Origin of the sequence: Halosimplex carlsbadense 2-9-1 (assembly GCF_000337455.1) — an archaeon.
GTDB lineage: Archaea > Halobacteriota > Halobacteria > Halobacteriales > Haloarculaceae > Halosimplex > Halosimplex carlsbadense.
Genome location: NZ_AOIU01000018.1, coordinates 90,866 through 111,414 on the forward strand (window position 1 = coordinate 90,866; position 20,549 = coordinate 111,414).

Annotated in this window: 15 protein-coding genes; 8 read left to right on the forward strand and 7 right to left on the reverse strand. The window is 67.6% G+C overall.

What is annotated here, in order from left to right; genetic code table 11:
• Positions 1-94 precede the first annotated feature (94 nt).
• Both C475_RS07985 and C475_RS07990 read right to left on the reverse strand, forming a co-directional pair.
• Positions 95-964: an NAD-dependent epimerase/dehydratase family protein gene (locus C475_RS07985; RefSeq protein ID WP_006883302.1), complete on the reverse strand. Its 870-nt coding sequence runs from the start codon at positions 962-964 to the stop codon at positions 95-97.
• A gap of 59 nt (positions 965-1,023) precedes the next feature.
• Positions 1,024-2,004 (reverse strand): glycoside hydrolase family 5 protein, encoded by a 981-nt coding sequence (locus C475_RS07990; RefSeq protein WP_006883303.1) that lies wholly within the window; start codon positions 2,002-2,004, stop codon positions 1,024-1,026.
• A gap of 790 nt (positions 2,005-2,794) precedes the next feature.
• Between C475_RS07990 and C475_RS07995 the strand changes: the two genes are divergently transcribed.
• A complete protein-coding gene (locus C475_RS07995; protein ID WP_006883304.1) occupies positions 2,795-3,550 on the forward strand; it encodes a pirin family protein in 756 nt (251 codons plus the stop codon).
• Between the two features lie 397 nt (positions 3,551-3,947).
• On the opposite strand, the gene C475_RS08000 is transcribed toward C475_RS07995, so the two are convergent.
• Positions 3,948-5,183: an iron-containing alcohol dehydrogenase family protein gene (locus tag C475_RS08000; protein ID WP_006883305.1), complete on the reverse strand. Its 1,236-nt coding sequence runs from the start codon at positions 5,181-5,183 to the stop codon at positions 3,948-3,950.
• Positions 5,184-5,303: 120 nt separating this feature from the next.
• On the opposite strand from C475_RS08000, the gene C475_RS08005 reads away from it, so the two are divergent.
• Both C475_RS08005 and C475_RS08010 read left to right on the forward strand, forming a co-directional pair.
• On the forward strand, positions 5,304-6,299 hold the full coding sequence (locus C475_RS08005; protein WP_006883306.1) for a hypothetical protein: 996 nt from the start codon (positions 5,304-5,306) through the stop codon (positions 6,297-6,299).
• Positions 6,300-6,375: 76 nt separating this feature from the next.
• Positions 6,376-6,996 (forward strand): VOC family protein, encoded by a 621-nt coding sequence (locus C475_RS08010; RefSeq protein WP_049930291.1) that lies wholly within the window; start codon positions 6,376-6,378, stop codon positions 6,994-6,996.
• Between the two features lie 493 nt (positions 6,997-7,489).
• On the opposite strand, the gene C475_RS08015 is transcribed toward C475_RS08010, so the two are convergent.
• The gene (locus C475_RS08015; protein WP_049930292.1) at positions 7,490-9,655 is read right to left on the reverse strand and encodes an ABC transporter substrate-binding protein; all 2,166 of its coding nucleotides are present in this window, start codon (positions 9,653-9,655) and stop codon (positions 7,490-7,492) included.
• Between the two features lie 678 nt (positions 9,656-10,333).
• Between C475_RS08015 and gfo6 the strand changes: the two genes are divergently transcribed.
• Positions 10,334-11,401 carry a D-xylose 1-dehydrogenase Gfo6 gene (gene gfo6, locus C475_RS08020; protein WP_049930295.1) on the forward strand — a complete coding sequence of 356 codons (1,068 nt, stop codon included), beginning with the start codon at positions 10,334-10,336 and terminating at the stop codon, positions 11,399-11,401.
• Positions 11,402-11,476: 75 nt separating this feature from the next.
• Here the strand turns inward: gfo6 and C475_RS08025 are convergent, their stop codons facing one another.
• Positions 11,477-12,652: a mandelate racemase/muconate lactonizing enzyme family protein gene (locus C475_RS08025; protein WP_006883310.1), complete on the reverse strand. Its 1,176-nt coding sequence runs from the start codon at positions 12,650-12,652 to the stop codon at positions 11,477-11,479.
• Positions 12,653-12,769: 117 nt separating this feature from the next.
• Between C475_RS08025 and C475_RS08030 the strand changes: the two genes are divergently transcribed.
• The 4 genes from C475_RS08030 (at position 12,770) to C475_RS08045 (ending at position 18,312) form a co-directional block, all read left to right on the forward strand.
• The gene (locus C475_RS08030; protein ID WP_006883311.1) at positions 12,770-13,531 is read left to right on the forward strand and encodes an IclR family transcriptional regulator; all 762 of its coding nucleotides are present in this window, start codon (positions 12,770-12,772) and stop codon (positions 13,529-13,531) included.
• Between the two features lie 167 nt (positions 13,532-13,698).
• Positions 13,699-14,568, forward strand: a complete 870-nt coding sequence (locus C475_RS08035) for a fumarylacetoacetate hydrolase family protein (RefSeq protein WP_006883312.1) — start codon at positions 13,699-13,701, stop codon at positions 14,566-14,568.
• A gap of 197 nt (positions 14,569-14,765) precedes the next feature.
• Positions 14,766-16,262 carry an alpha-N-arabinofuranosidase gene (locus tag C475_RS08040; RefSeq protein ID WP_006883313.1) on the forward strand — a complete coding sequence of 499 codons (1,497 nt, stop codon included), beginning with the start codon at positions 14,766-14,768 and terminating at the stop codon, positions 16,260-16,262.
• A 136-nt stretch (positions 16,263-16,398) separates the two neighbouring features.
• On the forward strand, positions 16,399-18,312 hold the full coding sequence (locus tag C475_RS08045) for a glycoside hydrolase family 127 protein (protein WP_006883314.1): 1,914 nt from the start codon (positions 16,399-16,401) through the stop codon (positions 18,310-18,312).
• 298 nt (positions 18,313-18,610) lie between these two features.
• On the opposite strand, the gene C475_RS08050 is transcribed toward C475_RS08045, so the two are convergent.
• Together C475_RS08050 and C475_RS08055 are read right to left on the reverse strand one after the other, a co-directional pair.
• Complete coding sequence (locus tag C475_RS08050; RefSeq protein WP_006883315.1) at positions 18,611-19,405, reverse strand: IclR family transcriptional regulator; 795 nt, start codon at positions 19,403-19,405, stop codon at positions 18,611-18,613.
• A 43-nt stretch (positions 19,406-19,448) separates the two neighbouring features.
• The gene (locus C475_RS08055) at positions 19,449-20,540 is read right to left on the reverse strand and encodes a Gfo/Idh/MocA family protein (RefSeq protein WP_006883316.1); all 1,092 of its coding nucleotides are present in this window, start codon (positions 20,538-20,540) and stop codon (positions 19,449-19,451) included.
• Positions 20,541-20,549 lie beyond the last annotated feature (9 nt).

Sequence of the window (20,549 nt, forward strand, 5' to 3'; positions counted from 1 at the left end):
CGACCTCCGCGGCTCGATTTCCGCGGCTCGATTTCTCCGACCTCGTTCTCCCAGCGGCCGCTCCGGGCCGCTCGCACGGGCTCGTGACGGCGACTCAGTAGTCCCGCCAGCTGTGCTCGGGTTCCCAGCCGAGCAGCTCCCGGGCCTTGTCCGTCGAGATCAGCGACTCGTGACCGTCGAGCGAGCCGCGGACTTCGGCGTCGGGGTAGCACTCGGCAGCGAGCCGCTCCGAGGGGGCGTCGGCGCAGGTGTCGGCCGCGACGGCCCAGAACGCCTCGTGGCCGTCGAGGTCGGCCTCGACGGCGCGGCGGGCGATCGTCGCCGCGTCGGCGACGTGGAGGTACGAGAAGAGCGTCGAGCGCTCGCTCCTGCGGATCGCCTCCAGCGAGCGGTCGGTCCCGGCGATCCGCTCGCGGAGTCGATCGTCGGTCGCGACCCAGGGGTACCGAAGCGAAGCGACCTGCGGCGCGTCCGGGCGGCGGCCGAAGCCGTCGCCGAGGACCTCGGTGGTGTGCTTGCCGAGCGCGTAGGGGTCCCGCGGCGTGAGCGGGTGGTCCTCGTCGACGGGGAGATAGCGCACGTCCGTTGGGGCGTCCTGGTAGTCGGCGCCCATGACGTTGATGCTGGAGGGGAGGACGACGGCCTCCAGGCCGAGTTCCGTGGCGGCTTCGAGGACGTGGTAGGTCGACATCGCGTTGCTCTCGAAGGTGACGTGTTCGGGGTGGCTGACAGGCGTGGGGAGCGTGCCCATGTGGACGACCGCGTCGGCACCGCTCGCTGCGAGCGAGCCGTAGGTCTCGCCGGCGTCGAGCAGGTCGGTGGTGCGGTAGCTGTCGGCCACGTCCTCGCGACGGTCGCCGCGGGAGAGGTCGGCGGTCTCGTAGCCGGCGTCGGCGAACTCTCGGAGGATGGCCTCGCCGATCGTCCCGTTGCCGCCGGTCACGGCCACGCGGTCGATGCTCATGGCCGGTGGTGGGCGGACCGGCGAAAATAGCTACCGGCCGGGGAAATTCGGTCCGCGAGTCAGTACTCCCGAAGGAGTTCCAGCATCTCCCGATCCAGGTCGTGGCCGTGCCAGTCCTCGTAGTCGACGTCCGACCGCTCGCTGTCGAGGACGCCGAAGGGACCGCGGAAGTTCCACAGCGCCCAGCCCCAGCCGGCTTCCTCCCACAGCGAGAGGGCGTCTTCCATCCACGAGAGGGTCACGTCGTGGGGCGTGTGGTTGTAGACGCCCCACTCGCCGACGTGGACCCCGACGCCCATCGACTCCAGCCGCTCCCACTGGGCGATCCGGGTCGCACGCAGCCACTCGCGGTCGTGGACCTTCCCCGCGCCGTCGAGGTAGGGCCAGGTCGGCGGTTCGTCGAGATTCACGTCGGTCCACTCGGCCTCGTGGTGCGTGAGCGGGAACGGGTCGTACCCGCGGGTCGACTGGGCGCACTCGGTGTCGGCGAGTTCGAACACCGGCTCCCGGCCGTAGCGCATCCCGTCGGCGACGACGAGCCGGTCGGGGTCGACCTCGTGGATCGCTTCGACGGTGTCGCGGACCACGTCGGCGTAGGCGCCGTGGCTCGTCTCGGCGGGCTCGTTGATCAGGTCGAAACTCACCTCCTCGCTGGAGATCCCCTCGTAGCGCTCGGCGAACCGACGCCAGTGCTCGGCGAACACGTCCCGGGTCTCGGAATCGGTCCACAGGTCCGTCTCCTCGGGCGGGTCGGCGACCGTGAATCCCGGCCCGCGATGGAAGTTGAGGTTGACGTGGACGCCGTGTTCGCGCCCGTACTCCACCGCTTCGTCGATCTCTTCGAGGGCGTCCTCGTCGAAGTCGAGCCAGCCGTCGCCCGTCCAGCAGCGGTAGTCCATCGGCAGTCGCGCGAAGTCGAAGCCCCACTCGGCCATCCACTCGAAGTCTTCCTCGCGGAAGCGCTCCTCGTCGTCGGCCATGAACTTCGCCTGGAGATTGAACCCGCGCCACCGCGGCAGCGAACTTCCGTCGGCGTTCATGGCTACCCGCCCGGCCGCCCCCGAGGTAAGTCCGCGGCTCCCGGAAGTTCGCGCCCCGTTCGAGAACGTATAATATTTTTATAATAGGTAAGATCTTGAATATTATAGCTTCGTTCGGTAGATTCAGCGAATGGACGTAGCAATCCACCGTGGCGCGCGCTGTCGCGAGTCTCGTCTTCCTCGTGAGTAGCGAGGGAGCGAAGGTCCCTCGGACGGTTCGCGCGGCGTTGCCGCGCGAAGACGAAGCGAGCGAGGGTCAGCGAGAGCTTCGCTCTCGCCAGACGCGACGGCATCGGGCGAGGGATGAGCATCGAAGCGAACGCCGTGAGCGAGAAGCGCAATCGGCTGGGGAGGTGTGTGGCTGGTTGCGGTTGCTGGCGCGGTGCAGTTCCTGGTGGACTGAAAGGGCGAGGCGCGCTCGCGTTCGCGTGGTCGCCTGAGCGGGCACTATCCGCGCGGGCGGTGCCGAGAGCGCGGATATCCCGTCTCAGCGACCGCGAGCGCGTCGAGGGCTTTCAACGCTCACTGCCGAATGCGGTCAGAACAACTCCAAGCGAGCGCGCCGAGGGCTTTCATCGCTTGCTGTCCCCGGTGAGTGCGGTCGCTGTCGTTCGATTCATTCCATGACTCGTACAATCATAAACTACCGATACGTGAGCAGGTAAACGGATCGGCATTCAAGAGACAACTTCACGATGCGTACATCATTACCTAAAAAATCTTATAGTATTGAATACGATTCGCCGTCGACCGCCGAGTATTAGTTCGCCCGGGTTTTACCAAGCGGTAAATGAGTGTGGACGACGACACGGACGGCGACGTCGAGGTACAGGCTACGACGGACATCACACATCAGGGCGGGATGCGCGGGAATCGGGTGATGCCGACGCCGGTGCGGGACCACCTCGATCCGTTCGTCGTCTTCGAGCGCTTCTTCATCGCGGCCGACCAGGGCTTCGACACCCATCCCCACCGCGGGTTCGAGATCGTCTCGTACATGGTCGAGGGCGGGATGGTCCACGAGGACTCGCTGGGCGAATCCCACACCGCCTATCCGGGCGACGCGATGCGTATCACGACCGGGAGCGGCATCGAGCACTCCGAACTCCCGGCCGACGGCGCGGCCTGCAACGGCCTCCAGCTGTGGGTGAACCTCCCCCGCGACCGGAAAGAGGACGACCCCGGATTCGCGAACGTGAGCGCCGAGGAGTTGCCGACCGAAGACGCCGGGGACGCGACGGTGACGACCGTCGTCGGCGAGGGGTCGCCGATCGAACTCGCGACCGACGTGACCTACCTCGACGTGACGGTCGAGGGGTCGTGGACCTGGGACCCGCCCGCGGGTTGGTCCGGTTTCCTGTACGGGATCGAGGGCTCGGGAACCGTCGACGGCGAGCCGTTCGGCGTCGAGGAGTTCGCGGCGCTGGAGCGGATCGGCGACGGGACGCGCGTCACCGTCGAGAGCGACGATGGCGTTCGCCTGGCTGCCATCGCCGGCGAACCCCACGGCGAGCCGATCGTCCAGCGCGGCCCCTTCGTGGAGTAGTCGACGGACACCGCTGAAAGCCCTCGACCCGCTCGCTAGCTGATGGTACGACCGCACTCACTGTGGACAGCGAGCGATGAAAGCCCTCGACGCGCTCGCGGTCGCTGCGCGGGATATCCTCGGTCGCTTCGCGACCTCGGATAGTGGCCCACTCAGACGACTAAACTGGACGCGAGCGCGTCTCGCCCTTTCAGTCCGCCAGGAACTGCACCGCGACCACCCCGCACGGCACCGCAAACAGCCACGAACCTCCCCAGCCGATTCGCTCGCCTTCGGCTCGCTCATCCCTCGCACGGTGCCGTCGCGCGCACGAGAGCGCGCCAACGTCAGAGCAAGCTCTGACGGCCCTCGGAATCGCAGGCGATTCCGAGACGACAGCGCGCGCCACTACCTCTGATCACCAAGCGTCGTCGAGAACGCCCTCGATGTCCTCTGTCGTAGGATTCAGGCCCTCCGGCGCGGCGTCCATCAGACTGTCCTCGCGGATCTCGGCGGCGATGGCGGGGAAGTCCTCGCGCGAGAGACCGTCGAGTTCGCGGAGCCGGTCGGGCAGTTCCAGGTCGTCGCTGACGGCTGCCACGGCTTCGATCACGCGCTCGGCGAGTTCCTCGCCGGTCGCGCCCTGGCCGTCCACGTCGAAGGCCTCGGCGAGCAGTCCGCGGCGGCCGTCGACCTCGTCGAAGACGTACCGGAGGACGTGCGGTGCGAGGATGCCGTGGACGGTGCCCTGGTGGGCGTCGTAGTCGTGCGAGAAGCCGTGGCCGAAGGCGTGGATCACCGAGGCGCGATAGGCGTCGGGCGTCGAGATGCCGTACTGCGCGAGGACGACGCCCGCGACCGCCTCGTAGAGCTTCTCCTCGTCCATGTCGTCGTCGGGCAGCGTCTCGAAGCCCGAGCTCATGAGCGACAGGGCGCGCATCGCGGTCCCGTCGGTGACGGGCGTGCGATACGGCGAGTAGAGACACTCGACGGCCTTGTCGAAGCCGTTCATCGCGGAAGCGCAGAGGACGCCCTTCGGCGTCGTCTCGAACAGCGCCAGGTCGTAGACCAGTGCGGTCGGCATCAGCCGGCGGTCGCCGACCGAGCCGTTGGGGATTTCGTCGTCGGGAACGCCTCCGGGGTCCAGCGAGAGGCTCACGCCGGCGATGACCGAGAGGTCGGCGCCGGCCAGCGTCGTCGGGACGGCGACGATCGGCACCGGGTCGCGGTCCTCGCCGACTTCGACCCCACCCTCGTCGATCGACTGCTCGGCGACCGTCCGGAGGTCGTCGTGCGACGAGAGCGCGCTGGCGACCTTCGCCACGTCGAGACTGCTGCCGCTCCCGACCGCGACGACGGCGTCGATCCCCGCTTCGCGGACGCGCTCTGCCGCGTCGAGTCCTGTCTTCAGGTACTTCTCGGGCGTCGTCTCGTCGAAGACGCCGGCGAGACGGTCGCCCAGGCCGGCCTCGACGGGGTCCATCACGTCGCGGTTGGCGCCGACGTTCGCACCGGTGACCACGAGCGCGTCGTCGCAGTCGCGGGCACCGAGCAACTCGCTCAGATCCCCGGCCGCACCCCGACGGCACCGGAGTTCACCGGGGGCGTAGTCGAACGCGAACTGCCGGTCTCCCCGCTCGCTTTCGGCCGTCATACCCGCACGTTGTGCGGATCGGCGCTTAAGTCCCCCGTCTCGGCGAGTTCCCCGGTGGCACTCTCGTCACGACAGCGAATTTATGTCTATCGATCGTACAGTCTATCGGTGTGACAACCGATGACGAACGACACCGACGGGACACGCGAATGGACCAGACGCGGGATTCTCCGGCGGACGGGCGCGGTCGGGACGGCCGCGCTGGCGGCCGGCTGTGCCGGCGGAACGGCGTCGAGCGACACGGAGACGGCGACCGAGGCGGCGACACGGACAGTATCGAGCGGGAGTGAGACACCGGCGGAGACGGCCGAGCGCGCGTTCCCGCCGGAGCAGCGGACCGAGTGGGGGAGGGAAGTGGATCTCGGCGAGGGGACGGTGACGACGTTCACGACGGCCGACCCGTCGGGGGGAACGGATTCGCACGGTGTCCTGCTGGAGCGGGACGCGCTCCGTGGGCTTCCGTCGGCAGGGACGCTCGAATCGGCCGGCGAGGGGGAGTTCGACGACAAGTACGGCTCGAAGGGGGGTGCGGCGGCGATCCACACGAAGTGGTCGCTGCAGTTTTTCGTGCCGTTCCCGTCGGCTCCGGACACGCCGATCACCTTCCTCGGGTTCAACTGGAACCCCGGGGGTCACCCACCGGCGGGCGTCTGGACCGTCCCGCACTTCGACGTGCACTTCCACATGCGCCCGCCCGAGGCGGTCGACGAGATCGACGGGCCGCGAGCGCCCGAGTACTCGCTCCCCGAACGGTACGTCCCGGAGGGGTACGTGCGACCGCCCGACGAGTCCGCGCGAGTCATCACTGACATGGGCGAGCACCTGTTCGACCCGAGTGCGCCCGAGCACGACGGCGGGGCGTTCACGAACACGCTCATCTGGGGGGTCGCCGACGGCGGTGACGGCTTTGGCGAACTCTCGTTCGTCGAACCGATGGTCACGCGTGAGTTCCTTCGGAACCACACCGGGACGGTCCGCCGGACGATCGCACAGCCCGACACCTACCGGAGCGCCGGTGCCTACCCGACCGAATACTCGGTCCGCGACGTGCCCGAGCGCGAGGCCGTCGCCGTCGTCGTCGGCGCGTTCGAGCGCTTCGAGGGGGACGACCGATAGCAGACGCGCCCGGTCGGTCGTCCGGTCGCCCGGCGTTCCGAAGGTATTTGCCGGTTCACCCGTACCCTCGCACGTCGTGACCGACACCTCAGAGCCGCCCGTGGACGCCGAGCGATCCGACAGCGTCGTCGGCGTTCAGGGCACCGATCACATCACCATCGAGGGAACGAGCGTCGAAGACACCGTCGAGTTCTACCGCGACATCCTCGGCATGCCCCTCGTGCTCCGACAACCCAATCTCGACCGCAGCGAGTTGACCCACCTCTACTTCGACACCGGGGACGGCCGACTGCTCACGGCGTTCGTCTCCGAGGAGCGCGAGTCGACCGACGACCTCGAGGCCGACCGGGGCGACGTCCACCACGTCGCCTACCGGATCGACCACCGGCGCGTCGCCGACATCCGGGAGGGACTCCGCGACGCCGGCTACCCAGCCGACGAGTACGACCGCGGCGCGTTCCACGCGCTGTACACCGCGGACAACAACGGCCTGACCGTCGAACTGGTCGCCGACAAGTTCGCGATCCCCGACGACCGCCGGGGCGAGGTGCTCGCTCGCGCCCACGCCCACCGCGTCGACGACGGCGCCGAGTTCGTCGCCTCGAAACACATGCGCGCCGCCCTCGACGAAATCGGCATCGACGCCGAGGAACGCGACCTCGACACCGCCGCCGCCGGCCGCGACTACGGCGGCTGATCCACACTGACGCTAGCCGATTTCCTACCGGATTAAAATACATGTCGAATTCATTACTACGAGATCTAGCGAGAGATCCGTGAGCATCCAAAGTTCCCGAATTATACGCTCAAAAGCGTTTTTGGCCTCATAATTCCTATGTGGGCACCAAATGGTCGTAGTGGACGTGGCATCTACTCTTTACTCTTTGAGGCCGTTCAGAAGGTCTAAAGAGGCCGATACGCGTTTTCGTGGCGAAAATACGCCGAAGTGAGTCTAATCTGGATATTTCGAACACTTAACGAACTTATGATAAAAACAGTCGCTGTTCGGAGATAGTAACAAGGAGCGGTTCGGGACCCGGTTCCGCCGTGATCGAGACCGCAGTCGACCGGGTCCGAGTGACGATCCGGCGGTCGCGTGCGACCGGGGATCGGGCGGGTTCGTCGGCGGTGCGCTGTCGGGCCGACCGGAATCCGGTGTCGGGTCGGCGGGGTTCGACGGGGCCGCGAGTTCACTCCGGCGGCTGGAACCCGGTGTCGTAGCTGGCCTCGACGAGGCCGCCGAGGATCATGGCGGTGCTGATGCCGAAGCCGCGCTCGAAGTCGAAGCCGCGGTGGCCGGGGTCGGGCCACTCGAAGTCCCGGACGTTGCCCCAGGCGCCCCAGTTGTACTGGTGGAACACGAAGTGCGGGAGGTAGTAGTTGTAGTACCGGGCGCACTTGCGGTACAGCTCCTGGATCTCCGCTTCGGATTTGCCGGGCTCGCGGATCTCGCGGACGATGCCGGCGAGGTTGATCTCCTCGCCGTCCGAGAGGTCGGGGTCGATCCCCGCCTCGTCGGGCGCCTCGATGGCGCCGACTTCCGAGGGAATCTCGACTTGCAGGGGCTTGCCCTGGGCGTCCACCTCCGTATCGGGGTCGACCCGCTGGGCCGGGGCGCCGGCCTTGCCCATCACGAGGGACCCGGAGACCCAGCCGGCGCTGGAGTTGTAGTAGCCGAACGGCTCGCCGTAGCCGTGCCAGAAGATGGAGCTGTCGTAGTTGAGGCCGTTGTCGGCCCTGAGGTTGTTCGACCAGGTCGACCACCCCTGACTGGAGAAGTTGATGCCGAACCCGATCTCGGCCAGGTTCGCCCGGATCGTCTGGGCGGCGCCGGCGTAGTCGGCGATAGCGGAGGGGAAGATGACGTCGATCGCCGCGGGGTTCCCGTTGGGATCGACCCACTGGTCGCCCTGCTTGCTGTAGCCGCCCCGTCGGAGGTACTCGGCGGCCGCCTCGGTGTCGGACTCCATCGGCCACGAGTGGAGGCTATCGAGGAACTCGCCGGAGAACACCGACTGCGACTGGGCGTCGAGCATGTACGTGTGGTTCTCGATGGGGACCGACCGCGCGTCGCCCCAGCCGTTCGCGCCGGCCGCCGTCCAGTCGACGGCGGCGACCAGCGCCCGACGCACCCAGAGGTTCTGGAGGTGCGGGTTGTTCCAGTTGAGCCGCCACTTGTCGCCGCCCTCCGAGCGGAGCCACCGGGTCAACTCCTGCATGTGGTCGGGCAGCGTCTCCCGCGAGTAGAGGCCGTTCGGCGCGACGATGTTGCCGTTGAGGTCGATCGCGCCGTTGCTCGCCAGCGTCTGGCGGCGTTCGCCGTCCCCCCACTGGATCGCCAGTTTCGGGACGTTCGTGTTCGCGGCGTTGGGATGGGCGACGACCGTGTCGCCCGCCTCGGCGGCGGCCTCGTCGCGCAGATGCAACGTGAGCTCCGCCGACCCGATGCCGTCCTCGGAGCGGATCTCGTAGGGACCGCTGCCCCAGCCGTTCTCCAGCAGCCGCTGCAGCGAGATGCGGTCGCTCACCAGGTCGTCGGTCACCGCCGAGACGGCGTCCGCGGTCCCGGCGTCCCGATACTGTTCGAGGTACGGCTGCGTGAAGTCGGGGTGGATCGGCATGTCGCCGTCGTTGGGCGCGGCCTGCGACGCCAGGATGTGCTGGGCCTGGGCGTCGTCCGGGAGCCCGTCGCTCCCGTCGGTGTTCCACCAGTGGTACTCCCACTGGCTGGCCGCCTCCTGCGTGAAGGCGGTGTCCTCGGTGAACTTGTTGCCCGCCTGGAAGTAGTCGACGTGGAAGTGCGTCTCCCGAGCGTCGGCGTCGAGCGGGTCGCCGTTCCAGTAGGTCGCCCGGTCGTCATGGGACTCGTAGACGTCGTAGGGCGCGTCGACTTCGTACCCGCTGTACCAGGTCATGACCGAGACGCTGTCGGTCCGGGGCTTCCAGGGCGTCTCGAACTCGACGCCGCTGTAGGCCATCTGGCGGGTGTGGACGTTCCGCACCGCCTGGAGGTCCGTCATGAACGCGACCCCGGTCGTGTTGTCCTGGGGCGCCCAGACGTTCGCGTCGAATACGTCGGGGGAGTTGGCCTGAAATACCCGGACCACGTCGGTTGCGGGCTCGCCCAGCGGCGTCGGGCTGTCGGTGTCGGCGTCGGTGTCGGGCGGGGCCTCCGTCTCACCGGTCGGCGTCGCGGTCGGTGTCACCGCGGCGTCGTCCGTCTCCCCCGGCTCGTCCGTCGAATCCGTTCCGCCTCCCGACGGACACCCGGCCAGGCCCACCGTCCCAATTCCGGCCAGCAACTGTGCGTACTGACGACGTGACAGCTGATCGCGCAGGTTGGTACTATCCCGCATACGTCTCACCGTTCCACGGATAGTACATAAATTTTTGCACACAACAGTGTGCGGGTCGGTCGCTCTCACCCGTCCGGCCCGCCGGACGACACGGTCCGTTTCACACTGTGAAATAAGCGCGGGAAACCACCCGTCCCGATCCAGTCCAGACGGACCGCGTGCGCGCCCCGAAACCAGCACAGCGGCGATCCCTTCCGATTCTATCGCTGTAATTTCTCGACATCCGACCCTCACGATCTCGCGCTCGCGACGCAAATCGTTTCAGGGTATGAAACGGACGGGGTAGTCGTCGCTGTTCGGAGCGCTATTCGACCCCGGACCACACTTGACCGATATAATCGGAAGGACGTTTCGAAGGCTCGATACGCGACGGTTCGAGCCGCTCGGGCGTACGCTGGTCCCTGCACGTACCGTCGCCGGACGTGTTGGCCGCCGATGGATCGGCCGGACGACGCCGGAAGAGCGCCACCCGGGAGCTATGAATGGGGGTTCACGCCCGTGTTCGTCCGTACCGGTCCGAGACGGTACCGAAATTACGGTTCTATCTGTGTAATCTCGGAACCAGCCTCACGGGCGCTGGAACAGAGCAGTCCGATATAACCGGACGGGGCGGGACGGACGACCGGAGGAGCGAGGAGAGACACAGTTATGTCCACTCGCGGCGGAGGCTCGTACGTCATGTCGAGTTCGCTCTTCGACTACGAGCCGAGAGACTGGCGAACGGATACGGACGACCGGCTGCGATTCGCGCTCGTCGGCGTCGGGTGGTGGACGACGGAGTTCGTCCTGCCCGCGATCGAGACGACAGAGCACTGCGTGACGACGACCGTCGTCAGTGGTTCGACCGAGAAGACCGACCGCGTTCGCCGCGAGTACGAAACCGTCGAACACGGGCTGACGTACGACGAGTTCGCCGACGGCGAGGCTTCCGACGGCTACGACGCCGTCTACGTCTGCACGCCCAACGCGACCCACCTCGAACACGTCGAGGCGGCCGCCGAACACGGGAAAGCCGTGCTCTGCGAGAAACCGATGGAGGCGACGGTCGAGCGCGCCGAGCGCCTCGTCGCCGCCTGCGAGGAGGCGGACGTACCGCTGATGGTCGCCTACCGGATGCACACCGAGCCCGCGGTCCGGCGGGCGCGCGAGTTGATCCGCGACGGTGCCATCGGCGAGCCCGTCCTCGTCAACGGGGAGAACTCCCAGCCGCTCCTGGAGATGATCGACGACCCCGACCAGTGGCGGCTGAACCCCGATCTGACGGGCTACGGCACCTCCGTGATGGACCTGGGGATCTACCCGCTCAACACCGCGCGATTCCTCCTCGACGCCGACCCCGTCCGCGTTCAATCGACGATGGATTCCCCCCACGAGGCGTTCAGCGAGGTGCCCGACCAGGTGGCGACGTTCTCGGTCGTCTTCGACGACGGCACCCACGCCGCCTGTTCCTCCTCTCAGCGCGGCGCCGACCACACGCGCCTGGAGGTCGTCGGCACCGATGGCCGGGTCGTCCTCGAACCCGCCTTCCACATGGAGACGCAGCTGACGGTCGAGCGAGACGGGGAGACGGTCGAATTCGACACGGAGGGCGTCGACCAGATGGCCGAGGAGTTCGAGTACTTCGCCCAGCGAGTGCTCGCTGCGGAACCTCTCCACGCCGACGGCGAGCACGGGCTCGTGGACATGGAGACGATCGCCGCGATCCACGAGGCTGCCGAATCGGGCGAGACGGTGAACGTCGAGTAAAAGCGAGTGTCGCAGTTTGCTACGGAATCGGGACGGACGGCCGATGTATCCGAGAGCGAGCCGGAGAACCGCGAGTTACCGCAGTTCGTCGGCGCGCTTCTCCCAGTCGTCCTCCCAGAGGTCGATGGTGTGGACCGCGTCCTCGGTGTACTCGTGCTCCTCGACGACGTCCATGTCGAGTTCGATACCGAAGCCGGGTCCTTCGGGGACCTGGACGTAGCCGTCCTCGACCTTCAGCGGGTCCTCCAGCAGTTCGTCGACCCAGTCCTCGTCGTAGGTCTGGAACATCTCCTGGATGCGGAAGTTCGGGATGGAGGTGCAGAAATGGGAGTAGATGGCGCCGGCGACCGGTCCCTGCGGGTTGTGCGGCGCGATGTCGACGTGGTCGGCCTCGGCGAGGCCCGCGATCTTTTTGCCCTCGGTGATGCCGCCGGTGTTCATCAGGTCGGGCTGGAACACGTCGATGTCGGTGCGGGTGACCAGCTCGTAGAAGTCGTACTTGGTCATGTGGCGCTCGCCGGTGACGACCGGGATGGGGGATTTCCGGGCGACCTCGGCGAGGCTGTTGATCGAGTCCGGCGGGCACGGCTCCTCGTACCAGGCCGGGTCGAACTGGTCGAGCTTCTTCGCGATGTCGACCGCCTGCGCCGCCGAAAAGCGACCGTGACACTCGATGAGCAGCTCGACGTCCGGACCGACGGCCTCGCGGACGGCGCCGACGATGTCGACGGCGTGATTTTTCTCCTCGGTGGTCATCGACTGCCAGGCGGTCCCGAACGGGTCGAACTTCATCGCGTCGTAGCCGTCGTCGACGACGCGCTCGGCGGCCCGGGCGAAGCCCTCCGGCTCGCCGTCGGCGTCGGTGTACCAGCCGTTGGCGTAGGCGCGCAGCTCTTTGCCGTGGACCGGCCCGCCCAGCAGGTCGTAGACCGGCGTGTCCAGCACTTTGCCCTTGATGTCCCAGCAGGCCATGTCGACCGCCGAGACGACGGTGGTGTTGATGACGTTCTTCGAGAACCACTCGTCGCGGTACATCTCCAGCCAGAGCGACTCCGTGTCGAAGGGGTCCCGGCCGACGAAGAAATCGGACATCTCCTCGATGGCCGCCGCGACCGTGCGGGGCTTGTCGTGTGTCGTCGCCTCGGCCAGCCCCGTCACGCCCGCGTCGGTGTGCAGGCGGACGAAGACCCAGGGCTTCCACGGGTTGGCTACCAGGTGCGTCTCGACGTCGGTGATTTCTACGTCCGACATAGTTGGGTAGCCCCCGAGCAATATATTAAATCCACCGGTCCGTGATGCGTCACCACGACGCGCGGACTATCCGACGATGCCGGATAATTAATGAGGTCTCGGTTCCGTAGGATCGGTATGCACGCCGAACGCGACCCGCCCATCAAATCGACCGCGACGAGTCTCGATATCGTCGAAGCGGTCCACGGCATGGGCGGCGCGACGCTCTCGGAGGTCGTCGAGCAGTTCGAGAAGCCCCAGAGCACGGTCCACGACCACCTGAAGACGCTCGCGGACGCGGGCTATCTCGTCAAGGACGGACGGGAGTTCCGCGTGAGCGTCCGCTTTCTCAACCTCGGGGGTCGGGCACGCGCGCGCTCGCAGCTGTTTCAGGTGGCCGAAGCCGAAGTCAGGGAGCTGGCGAGCGACACCGGCGAGCACGCGAACCTGATGGTCGAGGAGAACGGACGGGGCATCTTCCTCTACAAGGTCAAGGGCTCCCAATCGGTGTATCTGGACACCTACGAGGGGATGGAGGTCGACCTGCACACGACGGCGATGGGTAAAGCGATCCTCGCAGAGCTATCGCCGGAGAAGCGCGACGCCATCGTCGAGGAGCACGGCCTCGAACCGGTGACCGCCGAGACGATCACCGACCGCGACACGCTGGAGGCGGAACTTGAGGGTATCCGCGAGCGCGGTTACGCGATCGACGACGAGGAGCGCGTCGACGGTGTCCGCTGCGTCGCCGCGCCCATCACGACCGACGATAGCGTCGTCGGCGGTGTCAGCGTCTCCGCGCCGAAAAGTCGGATGAACGGCCAGCGCTTCGAGGAGGCGATCCCCTCCGAGGTGCTCAGCACCGCGAACATCATCGAAGTCAACCTCCAGCACACCTGAGCGACTCGCCTCGCCGTCCCGTATCACTTCGTCCGATATCGTCGGACGGCGCGGCCGGATCGACCGACCACCCAGCGGGCCGACGTATCGTGCCCGGCCGCCGATCCGCCGAAAGTGAAACCGATTCGATAACAAGGTTTATAATCTAGAACTCACGATGGGGGAGTATGCGTTACTATCGTAGCGATGGGGGCGGCTCCGTCTCACTGATCGCAGCGGACGACTCGGCTGCGTACGATCTCTCGGAGACCGAAGCCGAGCCGACGTCGTTTCTCGAACTCGCGTCGGCCGCGTCGCTGACCGACAGGACGGTCGACGACGTGGCCCGCGGGCTGATAGGGGAAGCGCCGACGATCGAACTCGAGTCGGTCGAGGACGACCTCGTTCGCCCGATCGACCCCGACGAAGTCTGGGCGGCCGGCGTCACATACTCCATCAGCCAGGAGGCCCGCCAGGAGGAGGGCGGGCTCGCCGAGTCCTACCTGGAGGCTTACGAGGGCGACCGGCCGGAGGTGTACTTCAAGGCGACTCCGAGCCGGACCGTCGGCCCGAACGACCGCGTCGGGATCCGCGGCGACTCCGAGTGGGACGCCCCCGAGCCGGAGATGACGATCGTCCTCTACGACGAGGAGATCGTCGGGTTCACCGTCGGCAACGACATGTGTAGCCGCTCGATCGAGCGGGAGAACCTCCTGTACCTGCCCCAGAGCAAGATCTACGCCAAGAACTGCGCCATCGGCCCCTGCATCGCCACCGGCGAGACGGTCGGCGACCCGCTCGACCTGGAGATGCACATGTCGATCGAGCGCGACGGCGAGACGGTCTTCGAGGAGGAAACCTCGACCGCCGAGCTGGTCCGGAGCTGCGAGGAACTGGTCGACTACTACACTCGCTACAACGAGGTCCCCGAGGCGAGCGTCCTGCTGACGGGCACGTCGATCATGGTTCCCGACGACGTGTCCCTCGAGGAAGACGACGTGATCAGCATCGAGATCGAGGACATCGGCGTCCTCACCAACACCGTCGAGCAGCTGTAAGCGGCCGGCCCGATTCCACCTGCGACCCGGGAGACACGCAACGTCGGGGCAGGAGCCACCGACCCGGACGGAGACGCCCCGGCCCGAACGGTGACGCTTCGGCCCGGACGGAGACCCATCTCCGACCGCCGCGGGCGCCCTCTCGGCTCCATCGACCGATCGTTTTATGCTACCGCTATCGAATATCATACGCCTGTATGGCAAACGCCCACGTGACAGTCCACACAGAGGCTGGTATCGACCGTATCGAACCCGAACTGCACGGGCACTTCGCCGAACACCTCGGTCGGTGTATCTACGACGGCATCTACACGGACGACTCCGTCGAGGCCGAGGGGTTCCGCGAGGACGTAGTGGACCTGCTCGAGGACCTGGAGATGCCCGTCCTCCGCTGGCCCGGCGGCTGTTTCGCCGACGACTACCAGTGGGAAGACGGCGTCGGCCCCGTCGAGGAGCGCCCCCGGCGGCGCAACCTCTTCTGGGGGCAGGGCCGCGAGATGGTCCCCGAGGAGTCCAATCGCTTCGGCACCGACGAGTTCCTGGGGCTCTGCGAGCGCCTCGGCACCGACCCGTATCTGGCCGTGAACGTCGGGTCCGGTGATCCGCAGGAAGCCACCGACTGGGTCGAGTACTGCAACTACGACGGCGACACCGAACTCGCCGACCGCCGCCGCGAGAACGGCCACGAAGACCCCTACGGCGTGCGTTACTGGGGCATCGGCAACGAGAACTGGGGCTGTGGCGGCAACATGGGGCCCGAACAGTACGCCGGCGAGTACCGTCAGTTCGCCACCTACATCGGCTCGATGGACGGGCAGTTGCTCGACGACGGCCTCGAACTCATCGGCTGTGGCTTCTCGAATCATGAGTGGAACCGCCGGTTCATGGAGGACATGGTCGACGGTATCTGGCTGTCCGACCTGCAGATGGACCATCTCACCCTGCATCACTACTACGGACGGACGATGTCGATCCTCGACGGTGACGACGACGACTACGACCAGTTCCTCGCCGGCGCGCTCGCGCTGGACGACCACGTCGAGCGCATCGCCGGGACCATCGAGGCGACCGCCTCGACCGAAAACGTGGGCGTCATCGTCGACGAGTGGGGCGCCTGGCACACCGAGGCCGACCCCGCAACCGGCCTCGAACAGCCCGGCACGGTGCTGGACGCGCTGTCGGCCGCCGCGGTACTCGACATCTTCAACGACCACGCCGACGTGATGACGATGTCCAACATCGCCCAGACGGTCAACGTCCTCCAGTGTCTCGTCGAGACGCAGGGCGACGACGCCTTCGCGCGCCCGACCTACCGCGTCTACGACCTGTACGCCCCCCACAAGGGCAACGAGGCCGTCACCACCTCCATCGACACCCCGACCCGCGAAGTCGACGACGGGGAGCTTCCCCTCGTCGGAGCGTCGGCCTCCGTCGACGACGACGGCGAGGTGTACGTCACCGCGACGAACCTCGACACCCGCGCCGCCCACACCGTCGAGTTCACCGTCGAGGACACCACCGCCGACGACGTCGAGGCGTCGGTGCTCTTCGAGGGCCAGGACGCCGACCTGGTCGTCGACGCGGACAACGCCGAGGAGTTCACCGCCGACGACCTCGACGTGAGCGTCGACGGCGACGGCACCGTCACCGCCGAGCTCGAACCCGGGACCGTCGCCGGAATCGCCGTCGAGTGAGGGCACTGGCGGTTCGGACGTCTCTGTGCCCGGTCGTCGCCGTCGACCACGTCGATCTCGATCCCGTCGACGCCACACTCGGCCCAGATCGACCAGTAGAATTATTCCGCCCGGTGACGCATCCTCCGGTACCTGTATGCCGAGCCAGTACACCGTCGGCGTCGACGAGGTCGCCATCGACGACGACTTCTGGTCGCCGTGGATCGACCGCAACCGCGACGTGACCGTCGAGTACCAGTACGAGCAGCTAAAGGAGTCGGGGACCCTGGAGAACTTCCGCCGAGCCATCGACGGGGAGTCGGGCGGCTTCCAGGGGATGTGGTTCCAGGACACGGACGCCTACAAGTGGATCGAGGCGGCCAGCTACGAACTCGCGAAGGCCGACGACCCCGATTTGCGCGAGCGGGTCGACGAGGTGATCGACCTGGTCGCCGGCGCTCAGGAGGTGTCGGGCTACCTCGACACCTACTTTCAGCTCGTCGAGCCCGAACACAAGTGGACGAACCTCAACATCATGCACGAGCTGTACTGCGCCGGCCACCTGATCGAGGCCGCGGTCGCCCACCACGAGGCCACCGGCGAGGAGTCCCTGCTCGACGTGGCCGTCGACTTCGCCGACCACGTCGACGAGGTCTTCGGCGACGAGATCGACGGCGTGCCGGGTCACGAGGGGATCGAACTCGCCCTCGTACGACTGTACCGCGTCACGGGCGAGGAGCGATATCTCGACCTCGCTCGGTATTTCGTCGACCTCCGAGGTCACGACGACCGGCTGGCGTGGGAACTCGACCATTCCGAGGAGATCGGCGGCGCGTCGTGGGACGACGGGGCGCTCGTCCCCGCCGAGGGCGGCGGGAGCCTCCTTCTCGACGAGGACGGCGAGTACGTCGGCACGTACGCCCAGGCCCAGGCGCCCGTGCGCGAGCAGGAGGCCGTCGAGGGCCACTCGGTGCGCGCGATGTATCTCTACGCCGGCGTCGCCGACCTGGTCGCCGAGCGCGGCGACGCGGAGCTGCGCGCCGCGCTCGACCGACTGTGGGCGAACATGACCGACAAGCGCACGTACGTCACCGGCGGGATCGGTTCCGCGCACAGACACGAGGGGTTCACCGAGGACTACGACCTCCCGAACGAGTCGGCCTACGCCGAGACCTGTGCGGCCGTCGGGAGCGTCTTCTGGAACCAGCGCCTGTTCGAGCTGGAGCCCGACCCCGCCTACGCCGACCTGATCGAGCGAACCCTCTACAACGGCTTTCTCGCCGGCGTCGGGATGGACGGCGAGGAGTTCTTCTACGTCAATCCCCTCGCCAGCGACGGCGACCACCACCGCAGCGGCTGGTTCACCTGCGCGTGCTGTCCGCCCAACGCCGCCCGGCTGTTCGCCTCGCTCGGCCAGTACGTCTACTCGACGACCGGCGGCGAGCTGTACGTCACCCAGTACGTCGGCAGCGACCTCTCGACGACGGTCGAAGGGACCGCTGTCGAACTCGACCAGGAGAGCGCCCTCCCGTGGGACGGCGAAGTGGCCATCGAGGTCGACGCCGACGGGGCCGTCCCGGTCAACCTCCGGATCCCCGAATGGGCGGACGAGGCGACGGTCACCGTCGACGGCGACGAGGTGTCCCACGACGGGAGCGGCTTCGTCCGCGTCGAGCGCGAGTGGAACGGCCAGTGGGTCGAACTGACGTTCGAGATGCAATCCGAGTTGGTGGCGGCTCACCCCGCGGTCGAGGCCGACGCGGGTCGGGTGGCCGTCCGGCGCGGCCCGCTCGTCTACTGCGCCGAGGCGGTCGACAACGAGCGGCCGCTGCACGACTACGCGCTGGACGACGACGCGACGCTCCGCACGGCCGGCGAGGCGGACGCGCTGGACGGTGCGACGGTCCTCGAAGCCGACGCGACGGTGTCGGACCGCGACGGCTGGGACGGGGAGCTGTATCGCCCGGTCGAGGACACCGAGCGGGAAGAAACCGACCTCGAACTGGTCCCGTACTACGCCTGGGACAACCGCGACCCGGGCGCGATGGCGGTCTGGCACCGCCGGGCCTGACTCGCGCCCCGGGACCGCGAACTGACGACGCGACGTCGCCCATTCGGTCGCGATAGTGACGTATTTGAATTATATACCCAAATATGACATATCTGCCCTCAGCATGCCCGTCGATCCGTGCCCGCGCGGGTCGCCCTCAGCACCTCGACCAGGGTGACAGGCGACCGCATCGAGGGCGTCGGCTGGGGCTACGCGGGGCTGGGGGTGTCGTGTCGGGGATGGGGCAGCCGAGTCTGGGGGGGTAGATGAGGGGGCAAGCGGGGCGCCGGGCAGGGCAGTCGAGCGGGGGCGGACGGAGCTACAGCGCGTCGGACCACTCGGAGTAGGTGGTGTTGAACTCGACGACGCCGACGACGTTGCGGAGTCGGGACGGGATCTCCGAGCGGAACCGGTCGTCGGGCATCCGGTCGAGGGGGGCGGAGACGCTGATGGCGCCGAGCAGTTCGCCCGAGCGGTCCGAGACGGCCGAGGCGACGCACCGGACGCCCTCGTCGCGTTCCTCGTCGTCGAAGGCGACGCCGCGGTCGCGGACGGCCGAGAGGGCGGCGCGAAGCTCGTCCGGGTCGGTGACGGTGTTCGCGGTCCGCCGGGGCAGCGGGTGGTCCGCGAGGAACTCGTCGAGGCGCTCGTCGGGCAGTTCGGCGAGGTACGCCTTCCCCGCCGCCGTGCAGTGGAGGTCTTCGACGGTGCCGGCGTAGGTCGGCGGGTCGTCGACCGCGTCGCCGGTCGCCTGATAGAGGGTGATCGCGCGGCCGTCGCGGACGACGACGAGGCGCGCCTGCTCGCCCGTCGCTTCGGCCAGTCGGTCGACGTTCGGCTTGGCCACGTGGAACAGCCGCTCGCCCGTCCGCGCGGTCGCGCCGAGCGTGAACAGTCCGAGTCCGAGCCGATAGCGGCCGTCTTCGGCGGCGAGATAGCCGCCGTCGGCCAGCGTCGCGAGGTAGTGGTGGACGGTGCTCTTCGGGAGGTCCAGCGCCTCCGCGAGTTCGGTCACGCCGACGCTGTCGCGCTCGCGCACCGCTTCGAGGACCCGGAACGCCGTCCCGACCGAGGCGATCCGGTCGCCGCCCCTTCCGGTGTCACCGTCGCTCATGTGTGTCGCTGTCGCGGCCGGCACTTAACCGTGTCCCGCCGACTCAGACCCGCCCGCGGCCGGCGGCCTCGTAGATCCGGTCGACGACGCGCTGGACGGCCAGCGCCTCCTCGGCGGTGCAGCGGTCGGGCGACTCGCCGGTCTCGACGGCCGCGAGGAACGTCGCGAGTTCGTCGCGGAACGGGTCGTTGGCGGGCGGGACGAGTTCGCTGTCGACGTAGTGGTCGACCACGTCGCTGCGGGCCTCGTACAGCCGGAACTCGCGGTGGTTGCGCCCCAGCGGGTCGACCGACTCCAGCGGCGTCGTCACGTCCAGCGAGACCCCGGCCTCGGTGCCGCGGATGTTGTACTCGTGGCGGCGACGGGCGTTGGCCGCCCACGCGACTTCGAGGTGGGCGGTCCTGCCGCCCTCGAACTCGCAGAAGGCCGTCACCGAGTCCTCCACGTCGTACATCTTCGCCTCGTCGTCCTCGCCCCACATCTCGAGGTAGGCGTAGTCCTCGCGGTCGCCGAAGTCCGAGCGGGTGGTCGCGATCACCTGTTCCAGCTCCGGCCAGTCGTAGAAGTCGAGCACGAGGTCGACGACGAACGACCCCACGTCGATGAGCGCGCCGCCGCCGGCGATCTCCCGGGAGGTGTACCACGTCCCGCGCCCCGGAACCCCGCGTCTGCGCATGTAGCGGGCGTCGACGTGCGTGACCTCGCCGAGGCGCCCGCTCTCGACGTAGGCCTTCGCCAGCCGACAGCGATTGCGAAAGCGGTGGAAGTAGCCGCACATGCAGATGTTCTCGGTCTCCTCGGCCCGCTCGACGATGCGCTCGGCGCTGGCGAGGTCGTGGGCCAGCGGCTTCTCGATCAGCACGTCCAGCCCGGCGTCGAAGGCCTTCAGCGCCGCGGTCTCGTGGAACTTGTTGGGCGTCGAGATGATCGCCGCGTCCATCCCGGCGCCGAACAGCTCGTCCAGGCCCTCGTACATCGTCGCGTCGTAGCGGTCCCGAAAGCGCTCTTTCGCCCGCGGGTCCAGGTCCACCGCGTGGACGGTGTGGCCCAGCTCCTCCAGAAACTCCGCGTGGGTCTCCCCGTGCTCGCCCAGCCCGACGAGTCCGATGTCCATGCGGGCGGCGTCGTCGTCCATAGCCGACCC

Coding starts and splice junctions, on each gene's coding strand:
- C475_RS07985 (WP_006883302.1), bottom strand. CDS start 964: ATGAGCATCGACCGCGTGGCCGTGACCGGCGGCAACGGGACGATCGGC.
- C475_RS07990 (WP_006883303.1), bottom strand. CDS start 2,004: ATGAACGCCGACGGAAGTTCGCTGCCGCGGTGGCGCGGGTTCAATCTC.
- C475_RS07995 (WP_006883304.1), top strand. CDS start 2,795: ATGAGTGTGGACGACGACACGGACGGCGACGTCGAGGTACAGGCTACG.
- C475_RS08000 (WP_006883305.1), bottom strand. CDS start 5,183: ATGACGGCCGAAAGCGAGCGGGGAGACCGGCAGTTCGCGTTCGACTAC.
- C475_RS08005 (WP_006883306.1), top strand. CDS start 5,304: ATGACGAACGACACCGACGGGACACGCGAATGGACCAGACGCGGGATT.
- C475_RS08015 (WP_049930292.1), bottom strand. CDS start 9,655: ATGCGGGATAGTACCAACCTGCGCGATCAGCTGTCACGTCGTCAGTAC.
- gfo6 (WP_049930295.1), top strand. CDS start 10,334: ATGTCGAGTTCGCTCTTCGACTACGAGCCGAGAGACTGGCGAACGGAT.
- C475_RS08025 (WP_006883310.1), bottom strand. CDS start 12,652: ATGTCGGACGTAGAAATCACCGACGTCGAGACGCACCTGGTAGCCAAC.
- C475_RS08030 (WP_006883311.1), top strand. CDS start 12,770: ATGCACGCCGAACGCGACCCGCCCATCAAATCGACCGCGACGAGTCTC.
- C475_RS08035 (WP_006883312.1), top strand. CDS start 13,699: ATGCGTTACTATCGTAGCGATGGGGGCGGCTCCGTCTCACTGATCGCA.
- C475_RS08040 (WP_006883313.1), top strand. CDS start 14,766: ATGGCAAACGCCCACGTGACAGTCCACACAGAGGCTGGTATCGACCGT.
- C475_RS08045 (WP_006883314.1), top strand. CDS start 16,399: ATGCCGAGCCAGTACACCGTCGGCGTCGACGAGGTCGCCATCGACGAC.
- C475_RS08050 (WP_006883315.1), bottom strand. CDS start 19,405: ATGAGCGACGGTGACACCGGAAGGGGCGGCGACCGGATCGCCTCGGTC.
- C475_RS08055 (WP_006883316.1), bottom strand. CDS start 20,540: ATGGACGACGACGCCGCCCGCATGGACATCGGACTCGTCGGGCTGGGC.